Raw genomic sequence first — 18,128 nt, forward strand, 5'->3', positions numbered from 1 at the left:
TTATTCCTTTCAACTAATTATATATTTTCTTGCATTTTCATCTATATATAAAATTTCTATTTGGAATCCTAAATCAAATTTATCATTTAAATTTTCTGCTCATTCTATTATTACTATCTTGTTTTCAAAATAATCTTCAAACTCTTTCAAAGATTGATCTTTCATATTATAAGCATCAATATGTATAAATTTTTCATAAACAAACATTTTATTAAATGACGGAGATATAACAGTTTCTTTTTCATTTAAATACTTTGCAATTGATTTAACTAAAGTTGTTTTGCCTGTTCCTATATCACCTTTTAAAAAAATATAATTGGAATTAATATCTTTAGTTAAATTAATTATTAATTGAGCAATAAAGTCAATCTCTTCTTTAGATTTAATAAATTCTATTGAGTTTTTTTTCTTTTTTTTCATTCAATTAATTTTCATGTTTTTTTAAAGATATTAATTTCTTTTGTTTTTCTATTTCAGGTTCTATTGTATTAAAAAAATTTTGGGCCTGATTTTGAGTTGTAAATAAACATTTTATCTTTATTTGGGATTGAACAACTTTATTTCTAATAGCTGCATTTGTAATATGATTATATAAATCTAAATTTTTCAAAGATTTTTTGCATTTTATAAATTTATATAATCATACAAAAGATACACATAACCCATATAAAGCAAAAACTCAAACTATACTAACAATAATAATGCTGGTAAGTCTGTCTAATATAGGAGTAAAGAATAACAAAAATGTTATTGTAGATAATATCAATATTAAGACAATATTAACAATAAAAGATTGTCTCATTAAATAACGATAATATAAAACTGTTTTAACATTCATGAATTATTATAATTTTTTTAATTTAAAAGTACCATTGTCATTACGAACAAAGTCTCCTGCAATAGTTAATAATTTATATGTTTCACCTTTTTTAGTAGATATTGTTTCATCAAAATCTTTTTTTTGTTTTGCTCATTCTGCTCCTAGTTCTTTTTCTACTTGAGCGAATAATTCATCAAAAGTATAATCATCACGTTTTGTTTGATTCATATAGTCTTTCATTATACATAGTATTGTTTTCATAATTACATCCTTTCTGGCGCTGAGATACCTAATAATTTTAATCCAATTTTCAATATATTACCACAAGCTAATGATAAACACAATAATTCATTTTCTCTTTCTGTATCAATTATTTTGCAATTTGAATAAAATGAATTATATTCTCTAGATAAATCTATTAAATATTGAGTTAGCAAATGCACTTTATAATTTTCTGCAATTTGTACAACAAATTCTGGGAATTTATTCATTAAATTGATTAGATTATATTCTGTGGTTTGATAATTTAAATTGGATGTATCAATATTCTGTATTTTAGATTTAGCTTTTAATTGTTGAGTTCTTGCATGGGCATATTGAACAATAAATAATGGATTATCACTCGTTTTCATATTGGCTAGGTCTAAGTCAAATTCTATTGAAGATGTATTTGATCTATTTAGTAAAAAAAATCTTGTAGTATCCTTGCCAACTTCTGATATTAATTCAGACATAAATAAAGATGTTCCTTTTCTTTTAGACATTTTGAGTTCTTGACCATCTTTAATTAATTTAACTAATTGAACTGTGATTACATGTAAACAATCTTTATATCCTTGTAATTCTAATGCTGCTTCTACTCTTTTAATATAACCTATATGGTCTGCTCCTCAAATATCTAAGAGTTTGATTGGTTTGGGTTCTCTATTTAGTTTGATAGTATGATAAACTGTATCTGATAAAAAATATGTACTTTCACCATTACTTTTAACTAAAACTCTATCTTTATCATCTCCAAATTGAGTAGTATTCAATCATTTGGCACCATCTTTTTCATAAATTCCTTTTAATGTTGTTAATTGGTGGTCAATTAATCCATCAGTATAAAGAGATTTTTCAGAAAATCATATATCAAATTCAACGCCTAATTCTTTTAAATCTTTTTCAATCTTGTCTAACATAATTTTGATAGACATTTTTTTAATTTCTTCTTTACATTCTTCAAAAGCAACATTTAAAAATTTCTTATCTACAATTTTTATTAATTCTTTTGCCCCTCAAATAATATCAATTCCAGCATATGAATCTTCAGGTAATTCCATTGATATACCAAATTCTTGATGATATCTTACATAAATAGAAATAGCTAACCGATCAATTTGAGAACCATTATCATTTATATAATATTCACGAATAACTTTGTATCCTGCATATTCTAGTATATTAGATATACTATCTCCAATAACAGCCCCTCTTGCATGTGCAACATGTAAAAAACCTGTCGGATTTGCTGATACATATTCATTATTAATTACTTTATTATTTTTTGGTTGCTTACCAAATTCTGAATTTTGAAAAATTTCTTTAACAATTGATGAATAATAATTATTATCAAAATAAAAATTAATAAAACCTGGTCCCATAATTTTTATTTCTTTAATATTAAATTTTTTATTATCAAAATTATCTATTATTTTTTGTGCAATTTCTTGAGGTTTAGTTGATAAAGTTTTACTTGCTGATAGAGCAACATTAGATGTATATTCACCAAATTCAATATTTGTTGGTTTTACTACATGAAAGTTTATTTTAGGTCAATTTAATTTATCAAAAATTTCGTTTATTTCTTGATGTATTTTATTTTCCATAATTATGCTTTAAATTAATTATTTGCTTATTTATCATCTTCAACAATATAGAATACTTGGTCATCAATTCACACAGTAGAATTTAGTCAAACTTTTGTGTTTCTTTTAACATCTTCTTCATTGTTAATTCTGATTTCATGAGATTTAATAAAATATTTAGCTTGTCCACCTGTATCTATAATATTTAGTTTTTTAATTAATTGACCTAATTTTATAAACTTTCCTCTTATTTTTACTTTCATATATACCTCTTTTAAGAAATCATTGGGCTTATAATTTGATTGTTATTTCTTTTGTCATCACTAATTTTAATAGGTTTTTGTGCATTAGATAAATGTATATAAATTTTATCACCAAAAACATTTATCGCTTCTTTTAAATATTTGTAATTTAATGTAATAGAAATTTCTTCGCCATCATATTTAAAATCTTCTGATGTTATTACGACATTTGATCGACCTATTTTATCATTTGTTGTTATTTCAATTTTTTCATTATTAATTAAGAAATTTAATTTATTGTATGAACTATCAAAATTAGATGCAAACATTGCTTTGTTAATTGAATTATTCAAAATAGTTTTATTGATTTCTAGTTTTTTTGAATATTCCATATTAAATATATTTGAAAGATCTTTATATGGAGCATCAATTATCTTAGATTGGAAATTAGTTGAATCTTTAATTAAATTTATTTTGTGTTCATTTACATATAATGTCACATCACCTTCAATGTAAGAAGGAATAAAATTTTTAATATTTTTATTAGTGATAGTTACATCAAATGAAATATTTCGATCATCTTTTACTTCTATAATTTCTTGAGCTAATCGATAACCATCAGTTGCTGAGATGTAAAATTTTTGATTTTCATATTTTAAGTTTACACCAGTTAAAATAAGTTCCTCATTTGTTTGAGAAGTTGCAAAAATAACATTATCAATTGCTTCTTTTAATTTTTTTGCATTTACTATAATTTTTTCTCCATATAAAGAAAAATCAATTGCAGGATATTCATTATCTTCCAATAAATTAATTTCATAAATATCTTTTTCATTTTGTATTATTAACGAATTACTTTTTATGAAACAAGTAATGTTTCCTTCACATTTTTTTATGATGTTTAAAAATAAAGAAGCAGGTATTAAAAAATTTCCTATTGATTCAATAGATGATATTTTACTTTCTAATATTTTGCTTTCAATTGAAAAATACCCATTAGAACCTTTTATAACAATTTCTTTATCAAATACATTAATAAAAAAATTTCTTAATTGAGCATAAATATTATTTGAATCAATTGCTTTATAAACATTTTCTAGTGGTTTTATTAAATTTTTTTTATCAATGGTAAACTTCATAACTACAAATATATTTTAATATATTTATATATTAAAGTTATATGTTTGTTTATTTTTTTAATAATAAGGCGTGTTAATTATGTGGAAAACACATTTATATCAATATTTTAATTGGAAAAATAATGTTGAAAACAAATGTGGAAAAATAAAACCACCAAACATAATACTTCTTGATATGGCTGCTTTATTTCTAACCTGACCAAGTTACAAGGTTACTATTTTGATGGCAAATAAATTATATAAGAAAATTACATTGGTTTTTTCAATGTTTTAAACATGTTTGATTTATAAACTTCTACACCAGGTTGGTTAAATGGATTTATTTCCAATAAATAACCACTGATTGCAACGGCTCTTTCAAAAAACATTACAAGAGAACCAAATGTTTCTTCTGAATAATCCTCGATTTGAATATGGATATTAGGTACTCTCCCCACTAATGAATGAGCATCTAATGTCGCTTCAAAAGCAATATTATTAATTTCATGAACTGTTTTACCTGCTAAATAATTTAATTTATCTAAATCTTCATCTTGAGCTAATTCTATAATTTTGATATCATATTTAGGTTTTTTAACAGTTATAACAGTTTCAAACAATACTTTTGATCCTTCTTGGATGATTTGACCTAAAGAATGTAAATCAGTTGTGAATAAAGCTGAGTGTGGTAATAAAGCTTTTCCATTTTTTCCTTCTGATTCAGCGAATAATTGTTTTCATCATTCTAAAAAGTATTTGTGAGCATTTTCATAAGATACCAACATTTCTACTGGATATTTTCTTTGAGAATGTAGTAAATATCTTGCAACAGCATATTGATATGCAGGATTAGTTCCTAAATTGTTTGAACTATAAGCATCATTTGCTAATTTAGCTCCTGCAACCATTTTTTTAATATTTAGACCCACACAAGCAAATGGGAATAATCCCACAGGTGTTAAAACACTAAATCTACCCCCCACATCATCAGGGATAATAAATCTTTCATATCCTTTTTGCATTGCTAAATCTAATAACACTCCTTTTGAAGCATCTGTTGTAGCAAAAATATAATCTTTGGCATTGTTAACACCAACTTTATCCTCTAACATTTTTTTAAATAATCTAAAAGCAATAGCAGGCTCTAAAGTTGTTCCTGATTTTGAAATAACATTAATAGCAAATTTTTTGTTTTCTACATATCTTAATTTTTGTACTAAAGCTGTCGATGAAAGAGATTCTCCTACAAAGATAATTTCCATTTTTTGTTCATCTCCAGGCAATTCACCAAGCACAAAATCGATTCCAGCTCTAACTCCTAAATAAGAACCACCTATTCCTATAACTACTAAAGTTTCTACTCCATCTTTGTGTAGCTTTTTAGCAATAGCTTCCATTCTATCTAATTCTTTATTATTGATATTGTTAGGTAAATCTTTTCATCCTAAAAAACTTGAACCTTCTGTTTCAAATTTTTCCATTTTATCATGAATGTTTTTTACTTTATCTGAATAAGAAAGAATTTCTTTTAAATTCAATTCAGATCTATCAAAATTTATATTTATTTCTTTCATTTTTTTATCTCCTCATTTGTAAAGTTAAATAAATTTTGGAATTTATCAGAAAAATCTTTACTAAAATTGAATTCAAAAGGAGTTTTTAAAAAATGAGTTTTATTTTCTTTTAAAGAAAATATTAAAGTATTATCCTCATGAATGCTTTTTAAAGTTAAATAAATAATATCGTTCTCTTTAACAATAGAATGAAGATCAGTAACATAATAATCTGATACTTCATTAATATAAACAATTCCTTTTCCTCCGCTTGCTGTCTCAACTTTAAAAAAGTTTTTACCAATAAAAGTAGTTTTACATAAAAAAACCAATCCTATTTTATTCTCATTTTCATTTACCATTACATAATAATTTTAATACTTATATTAAAAGTTGAGCAATTTTTATTCCTTTATGCTTGTCAATTTCTAGAAAATCACTAGGCAATTTATTCTTTAATTTAAAAATAATTTGATCGACAACTCTTGATTTTTGATTATTATCTATTCCATAAATTTTTTTAAAGATTTTTTTCTTAGACACAAAATTATTTTTTTTGAAAAATTCATTCATAAGTATAGATAAAACTTCTAATTCTTTATTAGTCATTTTAATTTCTTTATTATTTACTACAATTTTTCTTTTTATCAAATCAATAATAACACCATTATGAATTAATACTAGTTGGCTATGACTATCATCTCATTTTCTTCTTAAAATTGAGAACAATTTTCATTTTAAATATTTTTCTTTGTTTTCTGGAGAATCATAATATTGATTTGATAAATAAATAATATTATCTGCACCATTTTTAAAATACTGCACATCATCATTGTCAATTTTATCTTTGAATAATACTAATTGAAATGAGTTATTTAATTCATGTAATTTAGAATAAAAATTCCATGCAAAAATATATTCATAAGATTTAATAAAATCAACAAAGTAAAAATCTATTTTTTCATTACTATCAATTTTTAAAGATTCTAAATTTTTAACAGAAAAATGTTCAATATAAGAAACATTGATATTTAAATAATCAGATATATAACCAAAAATTAAATTAAAAAAATCAATATTAGAATCAGGATTTAATACAACTTTAATATTAATTTTTTTAGTAGTTATGTATTTATTCTGAATCATGTTATCATTAGTCATTATACTATAATAAATATAAGTAAATTATTTATTATTATGAAATCAATAGAAGGATTAGTTTTAAATATTCATTTAAAAAATGATCATGATGCTATTATAAAAATACTTACAAATGATAATATTATGTATTTTTTAGCAAAGGGAATACAGAAGCTAGAAAGTAAAAATAGAAATAACATTTTTGTAGGATCAATAGTGGAAATTGAATACTTTTCCAATTATGGGAAGGAAAACTATTTTTTATTAAAAAGTTCACAAATTAAATATTTTGTAGATTTTTCATTAAATAATATTTACATGAATGAAATCTACTATATATTTCAATTTGTTAATCAACCTAGCAATAAATTTTTATTTGCTTATACAGAATTTGCTAAAAATTTTCAAGATAGTATTCAAAAATTGGAATTTATCTTAACTTATTTATTAAATTTATGTTTATCTATTAATGGAAAACAATTAAATTATGCATATTGTGCTATTTGTCAATCCAACCAAAAATTATATTGTTTTAATTTTTATGAAGGCGGCATGTTATGTCAAGAACATAAAATGAGTTACAAACCTACACCAATATCATTACTGAAATCTTTTTATTATTTAGGAACAAATTTTGAACAATATTATTTAAACACTAATTCTATAAATAATAATTTTTTATATAGATCTTTAAAATCTTTTCTTAATGATTATTAATATGATTTTGAATAAATTGAACAATAATATCAAATCCTGGTTCATACATCAAAATATGTTTTGCATTAGAAATTAAAGAAGCATAGATATAGTTTTTCTTTTGAATTTTCATTAATAATTTGTTATTAGACATAATATCTAAATCACCTTGTCAATAAAATATAGGTGTTTTAGGTTGAGAATGTAAGAATAATCTTTTGATTTGCAAAGAACCTTTTCAAATTGCAATTTCTTCAGCACAGGAACTTTTAGTATCAACATTCATTTCATTTAATTTTAGTAAAAACTTTGAATTAGATAATTTAGGATAATCCACTTTAGCACTGTAATAATAATTTCATTTTAAGAGAAAACATAAAAACACTCTAATAAATATTTTGAATTTAGTAGATTTTTTTTCTTTCATAATATCTTTTGGATAAAAAGGAATGGACCATGCAAAAATACCATTTACTTTATTAGGAAATTTATAACCATATAGAGATATGTATAATGCCCCCATAGATTCACCGCATAGATATATTTTGTTGTATTTAGTTTTTAAAAAAGAAACAACATTATCAATATCTTGAATATGTTTTTTGACATTAGTTGATGTTTTTAAGCCAGAACCTTTGTGACCTCGCTGTTCAATAGCATAAAAATCATATTGATTTAACCCTTGTAAAAGAGGCTTCACAATTTTGGTTTTTCCATTTAATCCATGATAATAAACAATAGCAACATCATTAGATTGAAATTGTTTGCTTTGCCAAAATAAAGCATGATAATTTATATTATTACTATTGATTTTTATTTTTTGAACTTCTTGATTTGTGGACATATTTTATGATATGGCAGAGGTTAGAGGAATCGAACCCCTACAAGCAGGTTTGGAATCTGCAGTACTACCATTATACTAAACCTCTTTATTTAATAAATTTATAATTTAAATTATATTATTCAATCATAGTCATTTCTAAAATATTTTTATCCTCTATTTTTGATACTCTATCTATCTTCAATTTAGGATATCTTTTAATTAAAACTTGGGCATTTTTATTACTAAAATTATTATTTGCATCAAAACCTGGTATATAAGCAACATCATGAGATAAATAAAGAATTTTAATTTTGAAAATGCAAGGCTCATCTAGTGATGGTCCTAATATATCATCAATTCAATTATGTCCAACAGATTATAGTTGGTAGTTGTAGATAAAAAACCATAATTTTGGATTATAGTTTCTATTTGAGGGAGATTGAAATCTACTTTTTCATTTTCTAAAAATCCAGCATAGATTTAAATTCTGCTTCTATGAATTAGAAAAAGCTTTTGATGGAAGAAAAATTATTGGTAACAAATCTGCAAGTGGTACTGATATTATTAATGAATTAACTGAAGAAGAAATAAAAAATAATGCAATAATTGTTTACACTTCTGGAAATAGTGTCTTACAAATATGTGGACATGAAAAATATATGGGCTTAGATAATCTATATAGATATGCAAAAGAAGCAAGAAGAATTTGTTCATCTAAATTGGAGTGAAATGTTGGTCGAATTATTACTAGACCATATATTGGTGAAAATGGAAATTATACAAGAACATTTAATAGATATGATTATTCAGTTATGCCATCTAAAAAAACAATATTAGATAAATTACAAGAAAAAAAATATTGAAGTAATTTCTGTTGGAAAAATAAATGATATTTTTTCAGGAAAAGGTATTTCAAAACATTTTCCATCAAGTGGTGATGCTAATGGAATGGATATTACAATTGATTTAGCAACAGAAAAATCAAATGATAAGAAATTATTTTTACTAATCTAGTTCAATTTGATTCTCATTATGGTCATAGAAGAGATGTTGAAGGATATGCAAACAATATTAATTTAATTTGATGTTAAATTAGCTAAATTAATAAATGTTTTAGATGAAAATGATTTATTAATAATAACTTCTAATCATGGTAATGATCCAACATTTAAATGTGATAATCACACAAGAGAGGCTTTACTGGCTACAATTTATTCAAAGGCTTTTAAAAAACCTAAGAAATTAAATGATTTAAATTATTTGGCAACTTTAGGTAATATTATTGCTAGAAATTTTAATCTAGAAATTTCTGAAATTGGTGATGATATATTTGATCAATTAGTTATTTTAATAATAAAAAATCCTCTTTATCAAAAGAAGATAAGGAGGATTTTATTAAATGTTAATTAATAATTAAATGTTAATTAATAATTATTTGTTTTGTTTTTCAATTCATTCTTGATCTAAATCATCTGATTCAAGAATTACAGCTATTCCACATGCTGCTTTCATTGAATTTGAATATTCAACATCACCGAATCTACCAATAGCACCATCAATTTTTAATTGTCTATCTTCAGCATACATTGATCTATATCCACCATATAAATCAATTATTGGAACTTGTTTGTTAGTAGTTGAATTTCCATATTCTGATTTATTAATAAATTCTAATTGAGTACCTTTTGGAATTGTTAAATTTTTAATTGTTACATTATATCCATTTAGATATACTCTAAATTGAAGTGGTTTAATAAAAGTAGGACTTTCTTCTAAAACTACTATTTTTTGTGATTCAATATTAACATCATCAAAAATAAATGAGTTAGTTTGTGAATCAATCATACTTCCATTTATTTTAATTGCATATGTTCTTGAATTAAAATCATATACTCAATCATTCAATTTTATTGGACCAAAATAAGCTTTAAAAGTAATTACTGAATTTTCGTTTAATTCTTTTGCTCAAGCACTATCTTCTGATGGTATTTCAATCATGTATCTGTCTCCTTCAACATGGTAAACACCTAATGATCATGCTTCATTGTCATTAACAAAAACTCTTAAATCAGTTAAAGTAATATTGTCTTTATCATTTTCTGCTACTCTAAAGAATACTTTATCACCAAATGAAGCAAGAATTTCATCATTGTATAATCCGCCATTTACATCATTTGGGACTTCAAAATAAAATCCAGCTTTACCTAATGAATCTTTATTTAATTGTTTAAATGATAAACTTAATTTTTTAAATTGGTTGTCGATGTTGTCAATATTTCCATCATTAATAATTGGAGGGAACTGAGTTTGTCCATCTTCCACTATATTTGTTTCAGTTTTTGAATTTTCTATTGTTGTTGAAGAAGTTGAATCAACAATTGCTTCTTCTTTTGTATCAACAACCACTGAATCTATAATAGGATTTTTTATATCTTTTGTTTCAATAGTAATATTTTGTGTTTCTTTTTTTAACATGCTAGGTATTAATGCTGATGTTGTTGCTATTGCACCAACAGCTAAAACTGAACTAGCAATTATAATTTTACTTTTAGTTTTCATAATTTTACATTTCCTCCTACTTCTATGGTAGCAGAAAAAAAATACAAAGTTACCAAAAAAATTACCAATAATAAAAAACCAACACATGTGTTGGTTGTCCTCGTAAAATAAATACAAAAACAAAAAAACAAAGAGAAATAGCAAACATTATCAAGTGCTCGATTTGTAAGAAAGATAGCAAAGAGCAAACGAAATAAAACTTCTGCTAAAACTTTATCAAAACTCATAAATGAAAAATTTAATAAATATTACTCACCAAAACATATTTATTGATTAATTAAAAATGGTCAATGATATGGAGTGGCATTGAGAATATTTCCTTATTTAAAATATGGAAAATATCAAAAAAGACCATTTTACTAACTAAAAGATTTATTACATCTTCAATTCATGAGCGATTAAAAATAATAAATAATAAAGGAAGATAAGGCAACCATTGAGATTGATATAGTTGAAGGTTGCAAAGGAGATAGTAAATATTGATCAACAATGATTGATCGAAAATCTAGAAGGTTATCAATAAGTTTGTATGAACAAAAAACAAACACAGAATTTCTAAAAGCTGTAAGAAATAATTTAAAAAAATTGCCAACAAAAGTTAAATCCATTACATCTAATAATGGTTTAGAAAATTCAAGATTAAACTTATTAAATATCAAATGATATGCAACTAACGCTTATTCTTCGAGACAAAAAGGAACAATAGAACAAAAACATAAGCATTAAGAAAATTCATCTCTAAAGACAAATCGTTAAACAAATTAAATCAAGTAATTATTGGTATTCAAATTGGTAACTTTACATTCCAAAAAAAAACTTTAATTTAGGTAAAATATTATTGTGTTATTCATGAATAATATGAATAAGAAAAAAGGAGAAATTATATGAAAAAAATATTAGCTGTAAGTGCACTTGTTTCATTAATTCCATTGGCTTCTATTTCAATAGTAAGTTGTAAAAATAGTGAAACAAATAATCAAGAGCAATGAAACCCTACTATACCAGACGCTCCAGAAATTAATAACCCTTCTACAGATCAAAACAACCCTTCTGAAGGAGGAGATAGTAATAATGGAACAGGTGGATCTGGAAGTAATCCTGGAACAGGTGGATCTGGAAGTGATAATTCTGACGCTACTCTTGAACGTGGTATTTTGAGTGTAAAATCATCTTCATTATCATATACTGCAGATAGTGGTGGTAAGTGATGAATAAATCTTTGAATTAGTGGTTCAAACTTATCTGATAATATAAATCATTACAAATTCCATGCTAAAGATAAAGATGGTAAAATAATAGATATTCCTAATGAATATTTCAAAGTTCAAAGTATAGATGCTTATGGTGGTTATGGTTACTTTACACAAAGACAAGTAAATGGTGGACAAAATACTGAATTATTTAATTGAATGAAAGAACAAATTATTAACAAAAATTATGGTGCAATTATTGTTGAACCTGCTAGAGAAGATATAAAACCTACAAATGTTCAGCAAAAACCATCAAATGATGGAAATCAACAACAAGCACAAATTAATACTTATAAATTACAAAAAACATATGGAATTGCTCAATACGAAAGAGCAATAGTTGTTAATGGAACAAACTTACCTAGTGATTGATCAAGATATGAATTAAAATGACATTCAGCACAAAATGAAGTTGTGATTCCAAGCAATCTTTTCAGGAATTCAATGTATAATATTGGTAATTATCAAGTGTTTGTATTAAAAAGCACTGCAGATCAAAAATTTGTAGACGAATTTGATAGAATTTTATCAATGCAAAACAAAAATGCAAAAGAATTCTTTGAATTAACTTTAAAACAATAATATATTAATTTATATTTTAAAAAAACAACCTTATTGATGGTTGTTTCTTTTTTGTAATTACAATCGCAACACTAATATTAATTATAATAAAGGTAAATAAAAATAAATTCACCTTATATGTTTTTTATATATTCCATTAATATTTTAAATTCTTTTTTTGAATAAATCTAGACTAGATTTTCAATTAAGAATTTCTCTTGGCATTTGATTAATTTTATTTTGAGTATCTAAAATTTCTTCATTGGATAAGTTAGAAAAATCTGTTCCTTTTTTTCAAAATCTTCTAATAATACCATTGATATATTCATTTGAACCTCTTTGGTAAGACACATAAGGTTCACAATAATAAACGTGACAATTTATTCATTTAGCTAATAATCCAATTTTTGAAAATTCAATTCCATTATCAATAGTTATTGATTTAACATGTAAATTATTCTTTTTAATTAATTGATATACCTTTGAATTTAATTTCATTGGATCTTTTGTTTTAATTCTTTCAATAACAACCATCCTAGTTAATCTTTCTTGAAAAGTTATTAAATTTTCATATCCATGCTCTTTTTTGCCAATGATAAGATCCATTTCTCAATGACCAAATTCACTACGATTATCAATATATTTTGGCCTTGTTCATATTGGAAATACAAAAGAATTAGTAAATTTAGAAAAAATTCCTTTAAACCTTTTTCTGCCCTTAACATATGTTTTTCTTAAAATATCTTTTCTTTTAATTTCTCAACGATATTTGTCTCCAAGTTGGTTTGAGTGCATCAATTTGTAGTTTTTAAAAAGTAGTTTTAATTCCTGAATATCTTTTATCAAACTTTTTCATAAATTCGTCTGTATTATTCTTTGTACTTTAATAAATACATTGAATGATTATGTCATCTTCTTCTAATAGTTTTTTCTTGTGCTACATTGTGATCATAAAAACCATCAAAGGTATTTCTTTTCAATTCACGAGATATTGTGGATTTAGATCGTTTTAGTGTTTTGGCAATTTCAGAAATTGATTTTTGTTCTTGATTAAATAAAATATTTATTAAATATCTCTCATTATGAGATAATTTATTTTGGTTATTTAACATCTTTTCTTTTCCTTTCCTTAAATGAATGAATAGTACAGAGGGGAGGGGTTGGAAAAGATTTTTTTATAAAAAAAATCACAATCCAACCTCTAATAATTTTATAAATTAATTAGTGTTGCGATTGTGATTACAATTTGGGAAAAGAATCCTAAGATTCTTTTTTTTATTAAATGAATTAAATTAAACTATATCACTAACCCATCTTGCCCATCTTGTATTGCTATTTGGAACCCGCCATTTTTATCATGGTATTCTTTCCCTGCTTCAGTGAAGGGTGCATTATATGGGCCACCTAGAACATTGGGTATAAAAATTGGGTTTTCAGCTGTAAACTTAATCTTATAAATGTTCATTTTCACACCATTATTCAATATGATGTATTGACTTGTCTTTGTTAATTCATAATTAGCTTTATTATCGAAGTTTAAGGTTCATCCTGGTTTAGTTAATTCGGCATTTGTATACATTTGGGCAGCAAATGCAATAGTATTTAAGTGTTCTTTATTTAACGCAACTGCAAAGAAATCTTCTTGATTTTTGTAATCGTAATCAATTTGGTTTAATCCTTTGAATCCGTTAAAGGTAGTTGAGTAATCTACTGATTGTCCATTAAGTTCAATTTTATAATAGATTTCTAATTGATTTTCTCCAATTGGTGTAATTTTATTTAAAACATAACTAAAACCATCCATCTTACCATTTAATGTAAAGTATGTATCAAAATTTTCTTTTGTTATTTCGTTTGCTCTAACTTGTGAATGACCAGAATCTTTAGCAACAATTGAGAATTTTTCTTTAGCTGCTAAAAGTTGTTGTGCTACATCTGGATTTGAAGGTGTTTCAGAAGGTTTGTTTTGATCAGAATCACTTCCTCCTCCTTCTGGTTTTCCAATTTCTGGAGTGTCTGGTGTAGAAGGACTACTTGGATTATCAGGAGTAGGTTTTTGTTGTTCTTGATTATTTGTTCCAGTATTTTTACAACTTACTATTGAAATAGAAGCTAATGGAATTAATGAAACAAGCGCACTTACAGCTAATATTTTTTTCATATAATTTCTCCTTTTTTATTACTCATAATAAAATTATACCTAAATATTAAGGTGTTTTTGAAATGTAAAGTTACCAATTTGAATACCAAATATTTGAATTGTAATAAAAAATTTTAAATGAATATTTCCCTTTCTTGTAATACATATAAGTTCTAGTAACATTTAGAATTTTTCTAATTCTTTCAACAGAATAATTTGTTAAGTTAGATATGAATTCATATCTTTTCATCATTTTTGGAATAAAGTTTTCTTGAGAAGAATCAGATATTTGATTCATTAATGCAAAGATTAAATTAATTTTTTCTAATTCTTTTTCAAATATAAATTGAAGTTTCATATAATTTAGTTGTCCTTTTTTTGGTTTTTTTTATATTTTACAAGGACAGCCAGGGAGAAATCTCTGGTTTTTTATTTATCGGTATTCATTTTGGTAACTTTGTTAAAAAAAATAATTTTTTTTACATTTAAAAAAATTTTTGTGTAAAATAAATATTGAGTGGTAATAGCAAAGGGGATCACCTGAATCCATTCCGAACTCAGTAGTTAAGCCCTTTAACGCCGACAATACCAGTGATGGGAAGATAGGAAACTGCTCTTTTTTTATGCCCAAAATTAAATTTAATTATGAATTTTACATTTGAAATAAAAAAAGAATTGATTTTCAAAAAGATGAATAAACAGCAATCAAAAGCTTTTATTCAAGGAATTTTATTATCTAACAATAAATTAGAATCATTAATAAAAATACAATTTAATAATAAAGATTTTGTTCAAAAAATAGAAGAATTATTATCCCAAATTGGATTGAATTATTCAATGGATAAAAATCAAATATTAATAGAAAGTAAAAAATCTATAGTAGCAATTGATGAAACATATGCATCATTTTATTTTGCAGGCATATTTGTTTCATCTGGATCAATTTCTAATTTGGATTCTTCTTCTTATCATTTAGAAATAGGATTTAAATCAGAAAATATTTGTGATTATGTTTTGGAATTTGCTAGTAAACATATTATTTTCAATAAAATTAAAAATAAAAACCATTTTGTTTTATATTTGAAAAAAAATGAATTAATATCTGATTTTTTACAAATTATTGGAGCAAATAAATCATATTTTAATTTTATTGATTCTATTATTGAAAGAGATTTTAAAAACCAAATTACTAGAATTTTTAATTTAGATGTACATAATCAAAACAGATTAGTAGATTCTAATATTATTTTTAAAGAAAATTATCAATACATTTTAGATCATAAATTACAGTCTAGATTTAAACCCTTAGAACTAGAATTTTATGAATTTAAAAGAAAAAATGAATTTCTATCTTTAGCTCAATTAAGTGAAGAATTTTGTAAAAACAAAAATGTAAAAATCACTAAAAGTGGGTTAAATCATTGATTAATTAAATTAAGAAATGTTTGTGAAGAAAATGAAAATCAAAAAATTTTCCAAGCAAAGAAGTCTCTAAAATAAATGCTTGTAGCAATACTTTTTAAGTTGGATGATCAAAATTTGATAAAATGATGAAGCGTTTTACACAAACTCATAAGAAATAAAACAATAAATTTGAATCAATAATTTTAAGATTAATTTTTTATTTTTTTTAAAATAATTTTTCTATTTGCACAAGTTCTAATAAGTATAAATTAAGATTAATTAAGAAAAATTTGAAAGAGTTCATTAATGATTTTCAAAAACAAATTTAAACACCTATTCTTGCTAAACCACCCATGATGCAAGCTGCAATAGAAGGTGCTAAAATTGGAATTCAAGAATAAGATCAATCATTTAGAGCGAATTCCTTATTTGCTTTTTTGGAAAAATAATCTCTAGAAATAGCATAAACAATTCTTGGTCCTAAATCACGTGCTGGATTAATGGCATAACCTGTTGATCCACCTAAGGATATACCTATTGCCATAATTACTAATGAAATAGGAATAGGAAATGGAAATGTTAATTGAGCAAATCCTGTATCTAATTTACTTATTGCAAATATAGCAAGTAACAACACAAAAGTTCCTATAAATTCATATGAAAAATTAAAAACGGTAGCTTTATCTTTTTTATTTTCAAAAGCTGGTGAAGGATAATGGGCCCCTCTTGTAGCATTTGGGTCATCTTTTGCAGTAGCAATAATATGTTTATAATTAATGAAATCCAATATTCCTTGACCCACCATAGCCCCTAGCAATTGAAATGGAATATAAATTAAAAAATTAGGATTTAAAAAAGCAATAGAACCATATATGCTTACTGCAGGATTTAGATGAGCAGGTGAATCTAAAGCTAAAGCAATTAAAGCTCCTGCAAATACACCTAATCCCCATCCTAAAGCAATTAAAATTCATTTACCAGGTTGATTAGACATCATTTTAGTATGTGTAACTGAAAAAACAACACCATTACCTAGAATTACAAGCAATAATGTTCCTAAAAATTCTCCTAATATTGATATTGGAATAAAATTTTGCACACTATCTCCTTAATGTAATATTTCATAAATTTTAACAATATTGAATATATTTAATATAAATATGTGAATATTGAATTATAATATTAATTGCTATTCATAGCAATTTAAATAATTATTAAACTAATTTATTTGAATAATATTTGTAAGTAACAAGCTATATGTGAAAACATTAGAAATAAATTATTAATAATTAATTTAAAAATTTATTTTACATATTAATTAATAAACATTTTTAATCAATTTTAATTATTTTAAGGAGAATAAAACAATATGGCAACATTAAGAGGATCAGTATTTAAAAGATCAAGAAGATTAGGATTTTCAATTTTAGAAACAGGAAAAGAATTTGCAAAAGGCAAAGGAAGACAAACAGTTCCCGGACAACATGGAAATAAAAGAAGACCAAAATTATCAGATTATGGATTACATTTATATGAAAAACAAAAAATAAGATTCATGTATGGTATTACAGAAAAACAATTTAAAAATACATTTGTTAAAACAGCAAAAAGACCAGGTCAAGCAGGGGTTAATTTTTTACAAATGTTAGAAACTAGAATGGATTCACTTATTTATCGTACAGGATTAGCTCAAACAAGAAGACAAGCAAGACAACTTGTTAATCATGGACATTTTACTTTAAATGGTCATAAAGCAGATATCCCTTCAATGCAAGTAAAAATCAATGATGTAATTGAATTAAAAGATAAATTAAGAAAAAATGTTCAAGTTTTAGAGAGCAAATCTAAAAAAGAATTAGCACCTTGATTAAAAGAAGAAGGTGATTTTAAATATAGATTAATTAGATTACCAGAAAGAAAAGAATTAAATCAAGAAATAAATGAATCATTAATTGTTGAGTACTACTCAAAATAG

The 18,128-nt window shown here is 24.3% G+C and carries 21 protein-coding genes, 1 tRNA gene, 1 rRNA gene, 1 other RNA gene and 1 pseudogene; 7 read left to right on the plus strand and 18 right to left on the minus strand.

Features of this window, described 5'->3' with window-relative positions:
• The 10 genes from tsaE to ACJA29_RS03585 all read right to left on the minus strand — a co-directional run bounded on the left by tsaE (position 1) and on the right by ACJA29_RS03585 (position 6,741).
• Positions 1 to 420 (minus strand): tRNA (adenosine(37)-N6)-threonylcarbamoyltransferase complex ATPase subunit type 1 TsaE, encoded by a 420-nt coding sequence (tsaE, locus tag ACJA29_RS03540; RefSeq protein ID WP_406602515.1) that lies wholly within the window; start codon positions 418 to 420, stop codon positions 1 to 3.
• Positions 421 to 424: 4 nt separating this feature from the next.
• Positions 425 to 838, minus strand: coding sequence for a hypothetical protein (locus tag ACJA29_RS03545; protein ID WP_406602516.1), 414 nt, complete (start codon positions 836 to 838; stop codon positions 425 to 427).
• Between the two features lie 6 nt (positions 839 to 844).
• The gene (locus ACJA29_RS03550; protein WP_406602517.1) at positions 845 to 1,081 is read right to left on the minus strand and encodes a hypothetical protein; all 237 of its coding nucleotides are present in this window, start codon (positions 1,079 to 1,081) and stop codon (positions 845 to 847) included.
• 2 nt (positions 1,082 to 1,083) lie between these two features.
• Positions 1,084 to 2,688, minus strand: coding sequence for an arginine--tRNA ligase (argS, locus tag ACJA29_RS03555; protein WP_406602518.1), 1,605 nt, complete (start codon positions 2,686 to 2,688; stop codon positions 1,084 to 1,086).
• 26 nt (positions 2,689 to 2,714) lie between these two features.
• Positions 2,715 to 2,930, minus strand: a complete 216-nt coding sequence (locus ACJA29_RS03560; protein ID WP_406602519.1) for an RNA-binding S4 domain-containing protein — start codon at positions 2,928 to 2,930, stop codon at positions 2,715 to 2,717.
• Positions 2,931 to 2,941: 11 nt separating this feature from the next.
• Positions 2,942 to 4,048: a DNA polymerase III subunit beta gene (gene dnaN, locus ACJA29_RS03565; RefSeq protein WP_406602520.1), complete on the minus strand. Its 1,107-nt coding sequence runs from the start codon at positions 4,046 to 4,048 to the stop codon at positions 2,942 to 2,944.
• Positions 4,049 to 4,186: 138 nt separating this feature from the next.
• Positions 4,187 to 4,283: signal recognition particle sRNA small type (ffs, locus tag ACJA29_RS03570), an RNA gene on the minus strand.
• A gap of 13 nt (positions 4,284 to 4,296) precedes the next feature.
• Positions 4,297 to 5,601 carry a glucose-6-phosphate isomerase gene (locus tag ACJA29_RS03575; RefSeq protein WP_406602521.1) on the minus strand — a complete coding sequence of 435 codons (1,305 nt, stop codon included), beginning with the start codon at positions 5,599 to 5,601 and terminating at the stop codon, positions 4,297 to 4,299.
• Entirely contained in the window at positions 5,589 to 5,942 is a 354-nt protein-coding gene (locus ACJA29_RS03580) for a hypothetical protein (RefSeq protein WP_406602522.1), read from the minus strand. Before ACJA29_RS03580 ends, ACJA29_RS03575 begins: the two co-directional genes overlap by 13 nt.
• A 19-nt stretch (positions 5,943 to 5,961) precedes the next feature.
• Complete coding sequence (locus tag ACJA29_RS03585) at positions 5,962 to 6,741, minus strand: winged helix-turn-helix domain-containing protein (RefSeq protein ID WP_406602523.1); 780 nt, start codon at positions 6,739 to 6,741, stop codon at positions 5,962 to 5,964.
• Positions 6,742 to 6,777: 36 nt separating this feature from the next.
• On the opposite strand from ACJA29_RS03585, the gene ACJA29_RS03590 reads away from it, so the two are divergent.
• Entirely contained in the window at positions 6,778 to 7,437 is a 660-nt protein-coding gene (locus tag ACJA29_RS03590; RefSeq protein ID WP_406602524.1) for a hypothetical protein, read from the plus strand.
• On the opposite strand, the gene ACJA29_RS03595 is transcribed toward ACJA29_RS03590, so the two are convergent.
• Positions 7,424 to 8,260 (minus strand): alpha/beta fold hydrolase, encoded by an 837-nt coding sequence (locus ACJA29_RS03595; protein WP_406602525.1) that lies wholly within the window; start codon positions 8,258 to 8,260, stop codon positions 7,424 to 7,426. The genes ACJA29_RS03590 and ACJA29_RS03595 overlap by 14 nt on opposite strands.
• A gap of 11 nt (positions 8,261 to 8,271) precedes the next feature.
• A tRNA-Trp gene (locus ACJA29_RS03600) sits at positions 8,272 to 8,345 on the minus strand.
• A 391-nt stretch (positions 8,346 to 8,736) separates the two neighbouring features.
• Here ACJA29_RS03600 and ACJA29_RS03605 point away from each other — a divergent pair.
• Positions 8,737 to 9,583: pseudogene (locus ACJA29_RS03605) on the plus strand (phosphopentomutase); the annotation flags it as partial.
• 87 nt (positions 9,584 to 9,670) lie between these two features.
• Here the strand turns inward: ACJA29_RS03605 and ACJA29_RS03610 are convergent.
• Positions 9,671 to 10,798 carry a hypothetical protein gene (locus tag ACJA29_RS03610; RefSeq protein WP_406602526.1) on the minus strand — a complete coding sequence of 376 codons (1,128 nt, stop codon included), beginning with the start codon at positions 10,796 to 10,798 and terminating at the stop codon, positions 9,671 to 9,673.
• Positions 10,799 to 11,287: 489 nt separating this feature from the next.
• Here ACJA29_RS03610 and ACJA29_RS03615 point away from each other — a divergent pair, with 489 nt between their 5' ends.
• Together ACJA29_RS03615 and ACJA29_RS03620 are read left to right on the plus strand one after the other, a co-directional pair.
• Complete coding sequence (locus ACJA29_RS03615; protein ID WP_406602527.1) at positions 11,288 to 11,524, plus strand: hypothetical protein; 237 nt, start codon at positions 11,288 to 11,290, stop codon at positions 11,522 to 11,524.
• Positions 11,525 to 11,682: 158 nt separating this feature from the next.
• Entirely contained in the window at positions 11,683 to 12,630 is a 948-nt protein-coding gene (locus ACJA29_RS03620; RefSeq protein ID WP_406602528.1) for a hypothetical protein, read from the plus strand.
• Positions 12,631 to 12,774: 144 nt separating this feature from the next.
• Here ACJA29_RS03620 and ACJA29_RS03625 read toward each other — a convergent pair whose 3' ends face one another.
• The 4 genes from ACJA29_RS03625 to ACJA29_RS03640 all read right to left on the minus strand — a co-directional run bounded on the left by ACJA29_RS03625 (position 12,775) and on the right by ACJA29_RS03640 (position 15,107).
• Positions 12,775 to 13,455, minus strand: a complete 681-nt coding sequence (locus ACJA29_RS03625) for an IS30 family transposase (protein ID WP_406602529.1) — start codon at positions 13,453 to 13,455, stop codon at positions 12,775 to 12,777.
• Positions 13,456 to 13,478: 23 nt separating this feature from the next.
• Positions 13,479 to 13,721, minus strand: a complete 243-nt coding sequence (locus ACJA29_RS03630; protein WP_406602530.1) for a helix-turn-helix domain-containing protein — start codon at positions 13,719 to 13,721, stop codon at positions 13,479 to 13,481.
• Between the two features lie 185 nt (positions 13,722 to 13,906).
• Positions 13,907 to 14,770, minus strand: coding sequence for a hypothetical protein (locus tag ACJA29_RS03635; protein ID WP_406602531.1), 864 nt, complete (start codon positions 14,768 to 14,770; stop codon positions 13,907 to 13,909).
• Positions 14,771 to 14,840: 70 nt separating this feature from the next.
• The gene (locus ACJA29_RS03640; RefSeq protein ID WP_406602532.1) at positions 14,841 to 15,107 is read right to left on the minus strand and encodes a hypothetical protein; all 267 of its coding nucleotides are present in this window, start codon (positions 15,105 to 15,107) and stop codon (positions 14,841 to 14,843) included.
• A 155-nt stretch (positions 15,108 to 15,262) separates the two neighbouring features.
• On the opposite strand from ACJA29_RS03640, the gene rrf reads away from it, so the two are divergent.
• Together rrf and whiA are read left to right on the plus strand one after the other, a co-directional pair.
• A 5S ribosomal RNA gene (gene rrf / locus ACJA29_RS03645) occupies positions 15,263 to 15,368 on the plus strand.
• Positions 15,369 to 15,394: 26 nt separating this feature from the next.
• On the plus strand, positions 15,395 to 16,249 hold the full coding sequence (gene whiA / locus ACJA29_RS03650; protein WP_406602533.1) for a DNA-binding protein WhiA: 855 nt from the start codon (positions 15,395 to 15,397) through the stop codon (positions 16,247 to 16,249).
• Positions 16,250 to 16,478: 229 nt separating this feature from the next.
• Here whiA and ACJA29_RS03655 read toward each other — a convergent pair whose 3' ends face one another.
• Complete coding sequence (locus tag ACJA29_RS03655) at positions 16,479 to 17,252, minus strand: MIP/aquaporin family protein (protein ID WP_406602534.1); 774 nt, start codon at positions 17,250 to 17,252, stop codon at positions 16,479 to 16,481.
• A gap of 270 nt (positions 17,253 to 17,522) precedes the next feature.
• Here ACJA29_RS03655 and rpsD point away from each other — a divergent pair, with 270 nt between their 5' ends.
• The gene (gene rpsD, locus ACJA29_RS03660; RefSeq protein ID WP_406602535.1) at positions 17,523 to 18,128 is read left to right on the plus strand and encodes a 30S ribosomal protein S4; all 606 of its coding nucleotides are present in this window, start codon (positions 17,523 to 17,525) and stop codon (positions 18,126 to 18,128) included.

Origin of the sequence: Metamycoplasma sualvi (assembly GCF_045276925.1) — a bacterium.
Classification (GTDB): Bacteria; Bacillota_I; Bacilli_A; order Mycoplasmatales; family Metamycoplasmataceae; genus UBA710.